At 69.9% G+C, this 13,412-nt stretch carries 10 protein-coding genes; 8 read left to right on the plus strand and 2 right to left on the minus strand.

What is annotated here, in order from left to right; translation table 11 throughout:
- Positions 1 to 4 precede the first annotated feature (4 nt).
- A complete protein-coding gene (locus MUG78_RS09385) occupies positions 5 to 2,461 on the plus strand; it encodes a UvrD-helicase domain-containing protein (RefSeq protein WP_246994158.1) in 2,457 nt (818 codons plus the stop codon).
- 70 nt (positions 2,462 to 2,531) lie between these two features.
- Here the strand turns inward: MUG78_RS09385 and MUG78_RS09390 are convergent, their stop codons facing one another.
- On the minus strand, positions 2,532 to 3,515 hold the full coding sequence (locus MUG78_RS09390) for a M23 family metallopeptidase (RefSeq protein WP_246994160.1): 984 nt from the start codon (positions 3,513 to 3,515) through the stop codon (positions 2,532 to 2,534).
- A 283-nt stretch (positions 3,516 to 3,798) separates the two neighbouring features.
- On the opposite strand from MUG78_RS09390, the gene sucC reads away from it, so the two are divergent.
- The 7 genes from sucC to MUG78_RS09425 all read left to right on the plus strand — a co-directional run bounded on the left by sucC (position 3,799) and on the right by MUG78_RS09425 (position 9,806).
- Complete coding sequence (gene sucC / locus MUG78_RS09395; RefSeq protein ID WP_246994162.1) at positions 3,799 to 4,962, plus strand: ADP-forming succinate--CoA ligase subunit beta; 1,164 nt, start codon at positions 3,799 to 3,801, stop codon at positions 4,960 to 4,962.
- 14 nt (positions 4,963 to 4,976) lie between these two features.
- Positions 4,977 to 5,879: a succinate--CoA ligase subunit alpha gene (gene sucD / locus MUG78_RS09400; RefSeq protein ID WP_246994164.1), complete on the plus strand. Its 903-nt coding sequence runs from the start codon at positions 4,977 to 4,979 to the stop codon at positions 5,877 to 5,879.
- A 91-nt stretch (positions 5,880 to 5,970) separates the two neighbouring features.
- Positions 5,971 to 6,621, plus strand: a complete 651-nt coding sequence (locus MUG78_RS09405) for a hypothetical protein (RefSeq protein ID WP_246994166.1) — start codon at positions 5,971 to 5,973, stop codon at positions 6,619 to 6,621.
- Positions 6,618 to 7,052, plus strand: coding sequence for an RDD family protein (locus MUG78_RS09410; protein ID WP_246994168.1), 435 nt, complete (start codon positions 6,618 to 6,620; stop codon positions 7,050 to 7,052). Before MUG78_RS09405 ends, MUG78_RS09410 begins: the two co-directional genes overlap by 4 nt.
- On the plus strand, positions 7,049 to 8,500 hold the full coding sequence (locus MUG78_RS09415; protein WP_246994169.1) for a carboxyl transferase domain-containing protein: 1,452 nt from the start codon (positions 7,049 to 7,051) through the stop codon (positions 8,498 to 8,500). The genes MUG78_RS09410 and MUG78_RS09415 overlap by 4 nt, the downstream gene beginning before the upstream one ends.
- A gap of 29 nt (positions 8,501 to 8,529) precedes the next feature.
- Entirely contained in the window at positions 8,530 to 9,189 is a 660-nt protein-coding gene (locus MUG78_RS09420; RefSeq protein ID WP_246994171.1) for a DUF5336 domain-containing protein, read from the plus strand.
- Complete coding sequence (locus MUG78_RS09425; protein ID WP_246994180.1) at positions 9,186 to 9,806, plus strand: TetR/AcrR family transcriptional regulator; 621 nt, start codon at positions 9,186 to 9,188, stop codon at positions 9,804 to 9,806. The genes MUG78_RS09420 and MUG78_RS09425 overlap by 4 nt, the downstream gene beginning before the upstream one ends.
- Here the strand turns inward: MUG78_RS09425 and MUG78_RS09430 are convergent.
- Positions 9,798 to 13,289: an indolepyruvate ferredoxin oxidoreductase family protein gene (locus MUG78_RS09430; RefSeq protein WP_246994182.1), complete on the minus strand. Its 3,492-nt coding sequence runs from the start codon at positions 13,287 to 13,289 to the stop codon at positions 9,798 to 9,800. The genes MUG78_RS09425 and MUG78_RS09430 overlap by 9 nt on opposite strands.
- Positions 13,290 to 13,412 lie beyond the last annotated feature (123 nt).

Genomic DNA, 13,412 nt, shown 5'->3' on the forward strand with positions numbered 1-13,412 from the left:
GGCGATGATGACCACTTCTGACCAGCTCCTCGACGGCCTCAATCCCCAGCAGCGCGCGGCGGTGCTGCATTCGGGCTCGCCCCTGCTCATCGTGGCCGGGGCCGGTTCGGGCAAGACCGCCGTCCTGACCCGACGAATCGCCTACCTGCTGGCCGAGCGCGATGTGACGCCCGGCCAGATCCTGGCGATCACCTTCACCAACAAGGCCGCCGCCGAGATGCGCGAGCGGGTCATCGAGCTGGTCGGTCCGCGCGCCAACTACATGTGGGTCTCCACCTTCCACTCCACCTGCGTGCGGATTCTGCGCGCCCAGTCGTCGCTGCTGCCGGGCCGCAACTCCAACTTCTCCATCTATGACTCCGACGATTCGCGTCGCCTGCTGTCGATGGTGGTCCGCGACCTCGATCTGGATCCGAAGAAGTACGCGCCGCGCGGACTGTCGACGGTGATCTCGAACTTCAAGAACGACCTCAAGTCGCCGGAGGAGGTCGCCGCCACGCTCGGCGAGATCCAGCCGCAGCAGGGGCAGACCGCCGAAGACATCGCGCGTGTGTACGACGAGTACCAGCGCCGCCTGCTCGCGGCCAACGCCTTCGACTTCGACGACCTCATCGGCGAGACGGTGGGGCTGCTGCAGCGGCACCCCGAGGTGGCCGAGTACTACCGCCGCCGGTTCCGGCACGTCCTGGTCGACGAGTACCAGGACACCAACCACGCGCAGTACGTCTTCGTCCGCGAGCTCGTCGGCGAGCCCGGCCAGGGCGGCACGGCCCCGTCGGAGCTGTGCGTGGTCGGCGACTCCGACCAGTCGATCTATGCCTTCCGCGGCGCGACGATCCGCAACATCGAAGAGTTCGAGCGCGACTACCCGGACGCGGAAACCGTTCTGCTGGAACAGAATTACCGATCCACGCAGACCATCCTGACCGCCGCCAACTCGGTGATCTCGCAGAACCCGAACCGTCGTGCCAAGAAGCTCTGGACCGACTCCGGTGACGGCGAACTGATCGTCGGCTACGTCGCCGACTCCGACCGCGCCGAGGCGCAGTTCATCGCCAAGGAGATCGACGAGCTCACCGATTACTCGATCGGCGGCGCGCAGTCGGCGTCGTACTCCGACATCGCCGTCTTCTACCGCACCAACACCGGCTCCCGGCCCATCGAGGAAGCGTTCATCCGGCACGGCATCCCGTACAAGGTGGTCGGCGGCACGCGCTTCTACGAGCGCAAGGAGGTGCGCGACATCGTCGCCTACCTGCGGGTGGTGGCCAACCCGGACGACTCGGTGAGCCTCCGACGGATCCTGAACACGCCCCGCCGCGGCATCGGCGACCGCGCGGAGGCCTGCGTCGCGGTGCACTCCGAGAACCTCGATCTCAGCTTCTATCAGGCACTGCTCGAAGGCGCGGAAGGCCGTGTGCCGCTGCTGAATACGCGCGCGGTGAAGCAGATCGGCGGGTTCGTCGACCTCATCGAGGGACTGCGGCAGGAGTTCCTGCTGTCGTTCTCCGACGACGACGGGGCCGGCGCCGACGCGAGCACCGAGGGCGCCGACATCGGCGACCTGGTGGAGGCCATCGTCGCGCGCTCCGGTTACCGTGCCGAATTCGAGGCGTCCAACGACCCGCAGGACGGTGCGCGCCTGGACAATCTCAACGAGCTGGTCGCCGTCGCCCACGACTTCAGCCTGGAAGCCGCGCAGGAACTCGACGACCTGGACCTTGGCACCGACGACCTCGACGAGGACGCGGCCGCGCAGCGGGACGGGGAGCCCGAGCCGGGCTCGTTGGCCGCGTTCCTGGAGAAGGTCGCGTTGGTGGCCGACGCCGACCAGGTGCCCGACGAGGGCGACGGGGTGGTCACGCTGATGACCCTGCACACCGCCAAGGGCCTGGAGTTCCCGGTGGTCTTCGTGACCGGCTGGGAGGACGGCCAGTTCCCGCACGCACGAGCCCTCGGCGACGCCGCCGAACTCAGCGAGGAACGACGCCTCGCCTACGTCGGCATCACACGGGCCCGCGAGCGCCTGTACGTGACCCGCGCGATCATGCGCGCCGCGTGGGGGCAGCCGGTGGAGAACCCGGAATCACGCTTCCTGCAAGAGATTCCGCAGCACCTGATCGACTGGAAGCGCACCGCGCCGCGGCGTTCGTCGCACGGCGGTTTCGGCCGGGACGGCGAATCACGCTCGACGGGACGCCCGTTCGGCTTCGGTTCCACCGGATCGTCGGGGGAGGGGATGCGCGGCCGGTCGTCGTACTCGTCCGATCCCACCCGCGGACGCAACAAGTCCGTCGTCTACGAGATCGGCGACCGCATCAGTCACCCGAAGTACGGGCTGGGCAAGGCCGTCGCCAAGGTGGGCGCCGGGCCGACCGAACAGATCACCTTCGACTTCGGCGGCAACGTGGGACGCGTGACGCTCCTGACGCTGGGCGGCCTGCCCGGCGAGAAACTCTGACCGCCGACGCGCCGAACGACAGCGCCGCGGCCCTCCGGAGAGAGCCGCGGCGCGGAGGACGAGTCTCGGGTCAGCGAATGCTGACGCCCTTGGCGGCGAGCCAGGGGATCGGGTCGATCTTGGTGGACCCGTCGCGCCACACCTCGAAGTGCAGGTGCGGGCCGGTGGAGAAGCCTTCGGAGCCGACCAGCGCGATGATGTCGCCCGCGGTGACCTTCTGGCCTTCCTTCACCAGGACGCCCGAGCTGGCCATGTGGCCGTACATGGTGACGGTGCCGTCGGCGGCCTTCACCTGTACCCAGTTGCCGTACCCGGACGCCGGTCCGGCCTCGATCACGACACCGTCGGAGACGGCGTGGATCGGGGTGCCCAGCGGGGCGGCGAGGTCGACGCCGCCGTGGAAGCTGCCCCAGCGCTCGGCGTAGGCGGAGGTGAAGCTGTACTTGGCCTTGATCGGGGCGGCGAACATCGGCTTGCGTGCAGCGGCGTCGCGCGCGGCGGCGGCCGCAGCGAGCTGCTTGCCGACGGCCAACTGCTTGCCGTAGCCGCCCATGTCGGCCTTGCTGGCCGCGGGGACCACGCCACCGTCGAGGTCGGAGGTGGTGGAGGCGAGCGCGGGGGCGCCGACCGCGGTGCCGTCGGCGCCTGCGGCCAACGGCACGATGTCGGTGGTCGCGGGTTCGGCCGCGGGAGAGTCGGTGGCGCCCGACCCGCCGACGGCCATCGCGACCGCGCCGGCGGCGACGGCGACCAGGGCGGCGCGTGCCTTCATGGCGGCCGGCGGTCCGCTGCGATGACGTCCGGTGGCGGTGATCTTCGGGCCGTCGTTGTTCGGGGGATCCTGCGTGGTCGACGCGGCGACCGGGGCCGCGTCGGGCGCCGGGGTGACGGGTGACGAGATGGCGGGGCCACCGAGGCCCAGACGGGCCGAGCGCGACGGCAGCGGGAAGTCGCGGGTCGTGGCTGCGTCGTGGCGGGTCATGGGGGACGCCATGTCCGTGCGGTCGACGACGGCCGTCGCGCCCATTTCGCTGCGTGCAGCCAAGTCATTCACCTCAGAATCAGATCGATAGGTCGTGCTTCGTCGTGACCTTCTCGTTATCAACCTCATGAACGGTAGCCAACAATGGGGGGTCACGTCCACCCGTTGTCTTCTCCGCACCAATGAGTTCGACATCGCGGCCCTCTCACCGGCGCGGACATTTCTACCGACGGGTAAGTGATTCTTTGCACAAGGGCCGGGGTCGAGGCCGACGTGGCGCGCCCACGCGACTACAGTTCTTTGTGGTCCGCGTTACCTCGCGGGCATTTCCGAACACACTCAGATGGTGAGCTGAATGGATCTCTTCGAGTACCAGGCGAAGGAACTGTTCGCCAAGCATGGGGTACCGACCACACCCGGTCGAGTTACCGACTCCGCAGCCGACGCACGGGCGATCGCCGAGGAAATCGGCAAGCCGGTGATGGTCAAGGCGCAGGTGAAGGTCGGCGGCCGTGGTAAGGCCGGAGGCGTCAAGTACGCCGGTACCCCCGATGACGCACAGTCCCACGCCGATAACATCCTCGGGCTCGATATCAAGGGCCACGTCGTCAAGAAGCTTCTTGTCGCCGAGGCCAGCGACATCGCGGAGGAGTACTACATCTCCTTCCTGCTCGATCGCGCCAACCGCAACTACCTGGCCATGTGCTCGGTGGAAGGCGGCGTGGAGATCGAGGAAGTCGCCGCGAACAACCCCGACCGTCTCGCGAAGATCGCGGTCAGCCCCACCAAGGGTGTCGACCTGGCCACCGCTCGCGCGATCGCCGAAGCCGGCCACCTGCCGGCCGAGGTCCTCGACGCCGCCGCGGTGACCATCGCCAAGCTCTGGGAGGTCTTCGTCGCCGAAGACGCCGTGCTGGTGGAGGTCAACCCGCTGGTCCGCACCCCGGACGATCAGATCCTGGCCCTCGACGGCAAGGTCACCCTGGACGAGAACGCCGACTTCCGTCAGCCCGGCCATGCCGACTTCCAGGACACCGACGCCACCGACCCCCTTGAGCTCAAGGCCAAGGAGAACGACCTCAACTACGTCAAGCTCGACGGTGAGGTCGGCGTGATCGGCAACGGCGCCGGCCTGGTCATGTCGACCCTGGACGTCGTCGCCTACGCCGGTGAGAACCACGGCGGCGTGAAGCCCGCCAACTTCCTGGACATCGGCGGCGGCGCTTCGGCCGACGTGATGGCCGCCGGCCTGGACGTGATCCTGGGCGACTCGCAGGTCAAGAGCGTCTTCGTGAACGTCTTCGGTGGTATCACCGCATGTGACGCTGTCGCCAACGGCATCGTCGGCGCGCTGGCGAAGCTGGGCGACGCGGCCACCAAGCCGCTCGTGGTCCGCCTCGACGGCAACAAGGTCGAGGAAGGCCGCAAGATCCTGGCTGAGGCCAATCACCCGCTGGTGACCCTCGCCGAGACGATGGACGAAGGCGCCGACAAGGCTGCCGAACTGGCAAGCAAGTAAGGGGCCGCAACAACATGTCTATCTACCTGAACAAGGACAACAAGGTCATCGTGCAGGGCATCACCGGCGGTGAAGGCACCAAGCACACCGCCCTGATGCTCAAGGCCGGCACCAACGTCGTCGGCGGTGTCAACGCCCGCAAGGCCGGCACCACTGTCAGCCACGTCGACGCCGACGGCAACGCCGTGGAACTGCCGGTCTTCGGCAGCGTCGCCGAGGCCATGGAGGTCACCGGAGCCGACACCTCGATCGCCTTCGTGCCGCCGGCGTTCTCCAAGGACGCCATGCTCGAGGCCATCGACGCGGAGATCCCGCTGCTCGTGGTCATCACCGAGGGCATCCCGGTGCAGGACTCGGCGTACGCCTGGGCCTACAACGTGGACAAGGGCGCCAAGACCCGCATCATCGGCCCGAACTGCCCCGGCATCATCACCCCGGGCGAGTCGCTGGTCGGTATCACGCCGAACAACATCACCGGCAAGGGTCCGATCGGCCTCGTGTCGAAGTCGGGCACCCTGACCTACCAGATGATGTACGAGCTGCGTGACCTCGGTTTCTCCACCGCCATCGGCATCGGCGGCGACCCGGTCATCGGCACCACGCACATCGACGCCATCGAGGCTTTCGAGGCTGACCCCGAGACCAAGATCATCGTGATGATCGGTGAGATCGGCGGCGACGCCGAGGAGCGTGCGGCTGATTACATCAAGGCCAACGTCACCAAGCCGGTCGTCGGCTACGTCGCGGGCTTCACCGCTCCCGAGGGCAAGACCATGGGCCACGCCGGCGCCATCGTGTCCGGCAGCTCGGGCACCGCGCAGGCCAAGAAGGAGGCCCTCGAGGCCGCCGGTGTCAAGGTCGGCAAGACGCCGAGCGAGACCGCCCGCCTGGCACGTGAGCTGTTCGACGCGCTGTAAGCACCACCTGTGACGAGCAGTGCTCGTCGACCCGCCCCGAAGTAGCCGTATCCGGCTCTTCGGGGCGGTGTGCATCCGGCATACTGTGTCGGTGACTGAAGTCGAGGGAACGGGGCGCAGCGAGGGGGCGCTGGCGCAGTTGCCACTGGTTTCAATGGCCCGTGCCGCAACGGAAGTGGTGCTTGCGGTGCCGCGCGCAGCGGTCTCCACCGTCGTCGGTCTGCCGCGGGCCGTCTTACGCGCCGCGCTCGACGAGGTGTTCGCCTACCTCGGGGAAGCGGACCTGACCGGGGTGCTGCTGTCGGCGGTCGACTTCGACCGGGTGCTCGGCGCCCTCGATCTGCAGGCGCTGGTGAGCCGCCTCGACCTGAATGAACTGCTCGCGGGGGTGGACCTCAACCCGCTGCTCGCCACCATCGACCTCAACCCGCTGGTAGCCGGGCTGGATCTGGAGGCCGTCATCGCGCGGATCGACATCGATGCGATCGTGGCCCGCGTGGACATCGACGCGATTCTGCAGCGCACCGACATCGCGTCGGTGGCCGCCAACGTCGTCGACGAGATCGACCTGAACTCCATCGTCCGCGGCGCGAGCGCCACGGTGAGCACGGAGATGATCGCCGATGTCCGCGGCGGCAGCGAACGCGCCGACGACCGCGTCGAGGTGTTCGTCAATCGCATGCTTCGGCGCAAGGGCACGGAGCGGTCCGACGCCGCCGACGATGAGGACTCGACGCCATGACCGAGGTGCGGACCGCGGGGATCGTGAGCCGAACGCTGGCGGCATTCCTGGACCTGCTCACCGTGCTGGCGATGCTGGCCGGCACCTATCTCACGGTCGCGTTCGTGGCCTTTCTGGTCGACGTCCGGAGCTTCGACTTCCCGACGGTGCCGTGGTTGTTCACCGTGCCCGGTTTCCTGGTGGGCTGCATTCTGTATCAGGTGATCGCCTGGACCGTGTTCGGCCGCACGCTGGGGCAGGGGCTGATGGGGCTGCAGGTGGTCCGCCGGAAGTCCACCGCCAATCTGCACGTGCTCCAGGCGTTCGGCCGGGCCGTGGTGTGCACGCTGTTCCCGCTGGGATTGGCCTGGGTGGTGCTGTCGCCGAAGCGTCGATCAGTGCAGGACATCGCGGCCCGGAGCCGCGTGATCTACGGGCATCGTCGACGGTGAACGCACGGGAGCTGATCGCGGCGCTGGTCGAGGACTGGTGCAGCTGGGACATTCCGGTGGCACCGCAACCGGTGCACGCCGATCTGGGCGCCTTCGATCCGGAACGACTCGACTCCGGCGCGCACTCGGACTACGCCGAGCAGTTGGCGCGGGCCGCCGAGCGCACCGGCGTCGACGAGTCGATCCTGACGGGTGTGGGCATGGTGACCGCCCCGGACACCGGTGATCGGTTTCCGTTGGTGCTGATCGTCAGCGAGTTCGGCTTCCTGGGCGGCTCCATCGGACGGGTGGCCGGAACCCGCGTCGTGGCGGCCCTGCAGCGGGCCACGGCCCGCGGACTGCCCGTGCTGGCGCTGCCCGCGTCCGGCGGCACCCGCATGCAAGAGGGCACGCCGGCCTTCTTGCAGATGGCCGCGATCACCGCGGCGGTCAACGCCCACAAGGCCGCGGGCCTGCCGTACCTGGCGTACCTGCGCCATCCGACGACCGGCGGGGTGCTCGCCTCGTGGGGGTCGCTGGGGCACGTGGTGTGGGGCGCTCCGGGCGCGCTCATCGGTTTTCTGGGGCCGAAGGTCGCGACGACGCTGCGCGGGGAGGCCTTCCCGCCGGGCGTGCAGCAAGCCGAGAACCTGTATCGCCACGGCGTGCTCGACGGCGTCGTCGACGTCGACGACCTGCCCGCCCGGGTGGCCCGGCTTCTCGCGGTCTGGCGGGCGGAGGCCGACCCGCTCGAAGTGCCGCGATCGTGGGCCCGTACGTCCGGACATCCGGAGAACGCCTGGTCGGCGGTGCAGCAGTCGCGAAAACCGGACCGACCCGGCCTCGACTGGATGCTGGACGCGGTGCCGTTCGCGCCGATCGTCGATCATGGCCCGGTGCAGGTGGCGCTGGTGCAGCTGGGCGGCCACGCGGTGGTCATGGTCGGGACCGACGGGCCCACTCAACGTGCCGGCGAGGCGATCGACGTCGCGGCACTGCGGGCGGCGCGGCGGGGGATCGCACTGGCAGCGGAGCTGCAGTTGCCGCTGCTGACGGTCATCGACACCCACGGCGCCCAACTGTCGGTGCGCGCCGAAGAGGAGGGTCTGGCGGCGGAGATCGCGCACTGCCTCTCCGACTTCCTCGCGGCACCCGTGCCCACCGTCTCGGTGTTGACCGGGGCCGGGGCGGGCGGTGCCGCGCTGGCGCTGTTCCCCGCCGACCTGGTGATCGCCACGAGCGACGGCTGGCTGGCGCCGCTGCCGCCGGAGGGGTCGGCGGCCCTCGTCTACGGCGATCCGGGGCGCGCGCCCGACCTGGCGCAGGCGCAGCACATCTGGGCCGTCGACCTGCACCGCGCCGGGCTCGTCGACATTCTGGCCACCGGGCGCGCCCAGATTCTCGACTACGTCGTCGAATACCTGGATCCCGGGCCCCGGCCGCGGCCGGAACGTCGTTCGAACAGGTGAGTACGTCTTCGGGATGGTTCAATACGAAGATGAGCGAGAACGAGAACTACGGTCAGCAGTGGGTGCCCGGTGCACCGAGCGCCCCGACGCAGCACGTCACGGGGCCGCAGACCGGTGGTCCGTATCCGAACTACGGCCCGCCCACCCAAGGCACCGGCCAGCCGATCCCACCCGGCCAGACCGGAATGTACGGTCCGCCCCAGGCCGGTCCCCCGCAGTACGCGCAGCCTGCCCGGCCGTCGTTCCTCGCCCTGATGCCGCTGCCGATCAAGTTGGCGGTCGGTTCCGGCTTGATGGGCCTGGTGACCTTCTTCATGGGCTTCCTGTCGTGGGTGACCATCGGTGAGACCATCGACTCCAAGGCCGAGGACTGGGCCATGGACCAGGGCAACAGCATCGGTATTCCGGCGTTCCTGACGATGGTCTTCACGCCCGGTTGGTTCCTGCTCGGCTTGGGCGCCGCCGCGGTCGCAGCGTTCGGTTTCGTGGCCGCCAAGTGGCGTCGGTTCCTGCCGCACGTGGCCTTCCTGGTCGTCGTCTCCTGGCTCGGCCTGCTCGCGTGCGCGCTGGCTCTGCCCGGCTTCATCAGCCTGGGGACCGGCGCCATCCTCGCGCTGATCTTCGGTTCGTTCCAGCTGCTGCTCATCGGTGCGGCGGTCATCATGGACGGGCTCAACGAAGAGGCGTGACCGACCACTCCGTCGACGCAGCACCCACCACCCGCCGAGGCCAAGCGAAGGCTGCCCGGCGGGTGGAGTTGCTCGCCGCGGCCGCCCGCCAGATGGCGGCCCGCGGTTTCGCCGGTGTCCGCTTGGAGGACATCGGTGCCGAAGTGGGCGTGAGCGGCCCGGCGATGTATCGCCACTTCGCGTCCAAGAACGACGTCCTGGACCAGCTTCTCCTCGACATCAGTGAGCGGCTGTACGCCGGCGGCGCCGAGGTGATCGACCGGGGCGGGCCGCCGCGAGAGGTGCTCGGCAGCCTCATCGAGTTCCACATCGACGTGCTGGTGACCAAGCCCGACCTCATCGCCGTGCAGGACCGGGACCTGGGTTCGCTCAGCCCGGACGCCAACCGCCGGGTGCGTTCGCTGCAGCGCCGCTACGTGGAGAGCTGGGTGCAGGTGCTGCTCGCGGTGGCGGTCGAGGACGGCCGCACGCTCGCCGACGACGAAGCCCGCGTCCGCGTCCACGCGGGCTTCGGGCTGCTCAACTCGTCGCCGCGCCTGCCGTCGTTCGACGAGGCCGCGCTGCGGACGCTGCTCGCCCGCATGGCGCTGGCCGCCCTCCTCGCCGACCTAAGTTAGCCGCCGCGCGAGCTCGGCGCGGAAGCGCTGCACGTTGGCCATCTTGATGCCCTCGTAGCCGCGGACCAGGTCGGGGAGCTCCGCCGTCGCGACGGCCTCGGCCAGCGCGGCGGCGTCCGGGGCGGTGCCCAGAGCGTTCACCACCTGCTCCAGCGCGGCACGGTACTCGTCGATCAGCGCGCGTTCGGTACGACGCACCTCGGTGCGGCCGAACGGATCCCAGCGCGTCCCGCGCAGTCGCTTGGCGCCGGCCAAGGTCCGCAACACCGGCGTGGACCAGGTCCCGAAGGCGATCTTGCGGCGCATGCCGAGCTCGCGCAGCAGCGGCGGGTGCAGGCGGATCGCCACGGCGGCATCGTCGCCGAACGCAGCGGTGACCTCGTCGGCGAAGTCGGGGTCGGCGGTCAGTCGGGCCACCTCGTACTCGTCCTTGTAGGCCATCAGCTTGTACAGATTGCGCGCCACCGCGTCGGTGAGGTCGGGGTGGCCGACGCGCGTGTGCACGGCCGCGACGTCGGCCAGCCAGCGCTGCGCGTAGGCCTCGTCCTGGAAGGCGATCAGTTCGTCGTAGCGACGGGCGACGGTGGCGCGGACCCGCTCGTCGGCGCCGTCGAGCGAGGCCGCCGCACGTGCGGCGACGCTCGCCACCGGTGCGGTGTGTTCGGGGCCGCGAGCCGCGGCGGCCAGCCCGGCCGGATCGGCGACCGCCTGGCGTCCGCGGCGGAACGCCTGCACGTTGCGGTCGACCGCCACCCCGTTCACTGCGATGGCCCGCTCGAGCGCCGCGGCCGAGATCGGCAGCGCACCCGACTGGTAGGCGGCGCCGACCATCAGCATGTTGGCGTACTGCTCGTCGTCGAACAGGTCGTCGGCCAGGCCTGCGGCATCCAAGTGCACCGAGCGGGCGACGTCGGCGTCGATCGACGACTGCACGCGCGCGGGATCGGGGAAGGTCGTCGCGGTGTCGCTGACCATCGCTCCGGTCGGCACCTGCGCGGTGGAGACCACCGCCGTGGTGCGCTCGGGGGAGACCACCTTCAGGTTGGTCGGATCGGCGCCGACCAGCTGATCGCACGCCAGATAGAGGTCGCACTCCCCGGTGGCGAGTTTGGCGGCGCGCTCGGAGCGGTCGACGGACAGCTTCAGGTCGCTGACCACCGCGCCGCCCTTCTGCGCGAGCCCGGTCATGTCGACGGTGCGGGCGTCCAGGCCGTCGAACACCGCGGCCGTGGCCAGCACCTGCGACACCGTGACCACGCCGGTGCCGCCGATGCCGGTGATCCGGACGGTGCACCCGCGGTCGGCGTCACCGCGGCGCACGGGGTCGGGCAGCTCCGCCGCGACCAGCGGCGCCACCTGGCGCGCGGCTCGACGACCGGCCGGAGTCACGGTCACGAAGGCCGGGCAGTCGCCGTCCAGGCACGAGTCGTCGAGGTTGCAGGAGCTCTGGTCGATGCGGGTCTTGCGTCCGAACTCGGTCGGCACCGGGTGGACCGACAGGCAGTTCGACTTCGCGCCGCAGTCGCCGCAGCCCTCGCAGATGCGCTCGTTGATCATCACCCGGGTGCGCGGGGTGGGCGCCAGGTCGCGCTTGCGCTTGCGGCGGAGCTCGGCGGCGCACGGCTGATCGTGGATGAGCACCGTGACACCGGGCACCGCGGCGAGCTCGGTCTGCACGGTCTCGAGGTCGTCGCGGTGGCGCACCGGCGCGGACACCTGGGCCCGACGCAGTTCCCGCCGGGTGCGCGCCGGATCGTCGGTGGTCACCACGACGGCGGCGACGCGCTCGGCCTTGAGCAGGGACACCAGCTGCGGCAGGCTCATCTGACCCACCGGGTCCTGCCCGCCGGTCATCGCGACGGTGCCGTTGAACAGCAGCTTGTAGGTCACGCTCACCCCGGCCGCGACGGCGGCACGCACGGCCAGCGAGCCCGAGTGCAGAAAGGTGCCGTCGCCGATGTTCTGCACGAAGTGCTTCTCCTGCACGAACGGCGACATGCCGACCCACTGGGCGCCCTCGCCGCCCATCTGCGTCACGCCGGTCACGTCGCCGACCTGCGCCGGATCCATCAGCAGCACCATCGCGTGGCAGCCGATCCCGGCGCCGACCAGGGTGTCCGGCGGCACCGGGGTGGAGCTGTTGTGCGGGCAGCCCGAGCAGAAGTACGGCGACCGCACCGCCAGCGGCAGTCGGATCCGGGCGCTGCGCGGGGCGGGCCGCTCCAGCCACCGCACGGCCGGTTCGACGCGATGGGTGCGGCCGAGGCGTCGCGCCAACCCGCGCAGCACGGCGTCGACGTCGAGTTCGCCGAAGCGGGAGAACAGCGGGGTCCCGTCCTCCTCGGCCTTGCCGACGATGCGCGGCACGTCGCGCCGGCCGAAGAGCAGATCGCGCAGCATGGTTTCGATGAAGTCGCGCTTCTCCTCGACGACGATCACCTCGTCGAGCCCGTCGATGAAGGTCTCGACGATGCCGGGTTCCAGCGGATACACCATGCCGAGCTTGAGCAGGCGGATGCCGAGGCGACCCAGGTCGGCGTCGTCGATGCCGAGCAGGCGCAGTGCCTCGCGCACGTCGAGGTAGGTCTTGCCCGCGGCGACGATGCCGAGGCGGTCGTCGCCGGTGCGGGCGGCGATCTGATTCACGCCGTTGAGACGGGCGTACTCCACCGCGCGCGGGAGTCGGATGGTCAGCTGATTGTGTTCGGCCTCCATCAGATCCGGGCCGAGCAGTTTGCCGTGCGGCACGTGCAGGCTGGGGCCGAGTGTGCCGTAGTCGGCTGCGAGGCGGTCGGGATCGAGCAGCACGGTCGACGTACCGTCGGCCACGTGCGCGGAGATCTTGAGTGACGTCCACAGGCCGGAGGTGCGGCTCATCAGCGCGGCGTGCACACCGAAGCGGAGGATGTCGCTGCTGTCGGCGGGGTAGAGGATCGGCATGTAGAGGTCGGCCAGCGCCATCTCGGAGGCGCACGGGATGGTGGAGCTCTTCGCGCCGGGGTCGTCGCCGACCAGCGCGACGGCGCCGCCGGCCGGGTGGGTGCCGATCATGTTGGCGTGCCGCAGGGCGTCGGTGGCGCGGTCGAGGCCGGGGGCCTTGCCGTACCAGTAGCCGACGACGCCGTCGCGCGGTGCGCCGGTGGCGTCCGGTGACAGGTGTCCGATACGGGCGGCGAGCTGTGCACCCATCACGGCGGTGGCGGCGAGCTCTTCGTTGAGCGCCGGGCGGTGGGTGATGTCGTGAGCGGCGAGGTAGGGGGCGCGACGACCGAGTTCCAGGTCGTAGCCGGCCAGCGGCGATCCTTCGTAGCCGGAGACGAACGACGCGGTGCGCAGTCCGGAACGTCGGTCCTCGCGGGTCCTATCGCCGATCATGCGCAGCAGCGCGGCGATACCGGGGAGGAGGACGAGCCCGGATGCGGCGGAGTACCGGTCGTCGAGCGGGGACGCGGCCGCTGGGGCCTGCTGATCGGCGATGGTCATGGTTCACCTGAGCCTTCGTGTCAGCTCGCGAGGCCGGATCCCGGGTGGGGGCGGCAGCGAGCGGTGTGCGGCCGCGGTGGTGGTGCGGCCTGACCTCAGGATAGCGAACTGTGTGCCAGGTCA

Source organism: Gordonia alkaliphila (genome assembly GCF_023017165.1).
Taxonomy (GTDB): Bacteria; Actinomycetota; Actinomycetes; order Mycobacteriales; family Mycobacteriaceae; genus Gordonia; species Gordonia alkaliphila.

Coding starts and splice junctions, on each gene's coding strand:
- MUG78_RS09385 (WP_246994158.1), top strand. CDS start 5: ATGATGACCACTTCTGACCAGCTCCTCGACGGCCTCAATCCCCAGCAG.
- sucC (WP_246994162.1), top strand. CDS start 3,799: ATGGATCTCTTCGAGTACCAGGCGAAGGAACTGTTCGCCAAGCATGGG.
- sucD (WP_246994164.1), top strand. CDS start 4,977: ATGTCTATCTACCTGAACAAGGACAACAAGGTCATCGTGCAGGGCATC.
- MUG78_RS09410 (WP_246994168.1), top strand. CDS start 6,618: ATGACCGAGGTGCGGACCGCGGGGATCGTGAGCCGAACGCTGGCGGCA.
- MUG78_RS09420 (WP_246994171.1), top strand. CDS start 8,530: ATGAGCGAGAACGAGAACTACGGTCAGCAGTGGGTGCCCGGTGCACCG.
- MUG78_RS09430 (WP_246994182.1), bottom strand. CDS start 13,289: ATGACCATCGCCGATCAGCAGGCCCCAGCGGCCGCGTCCCCGCTCGAC.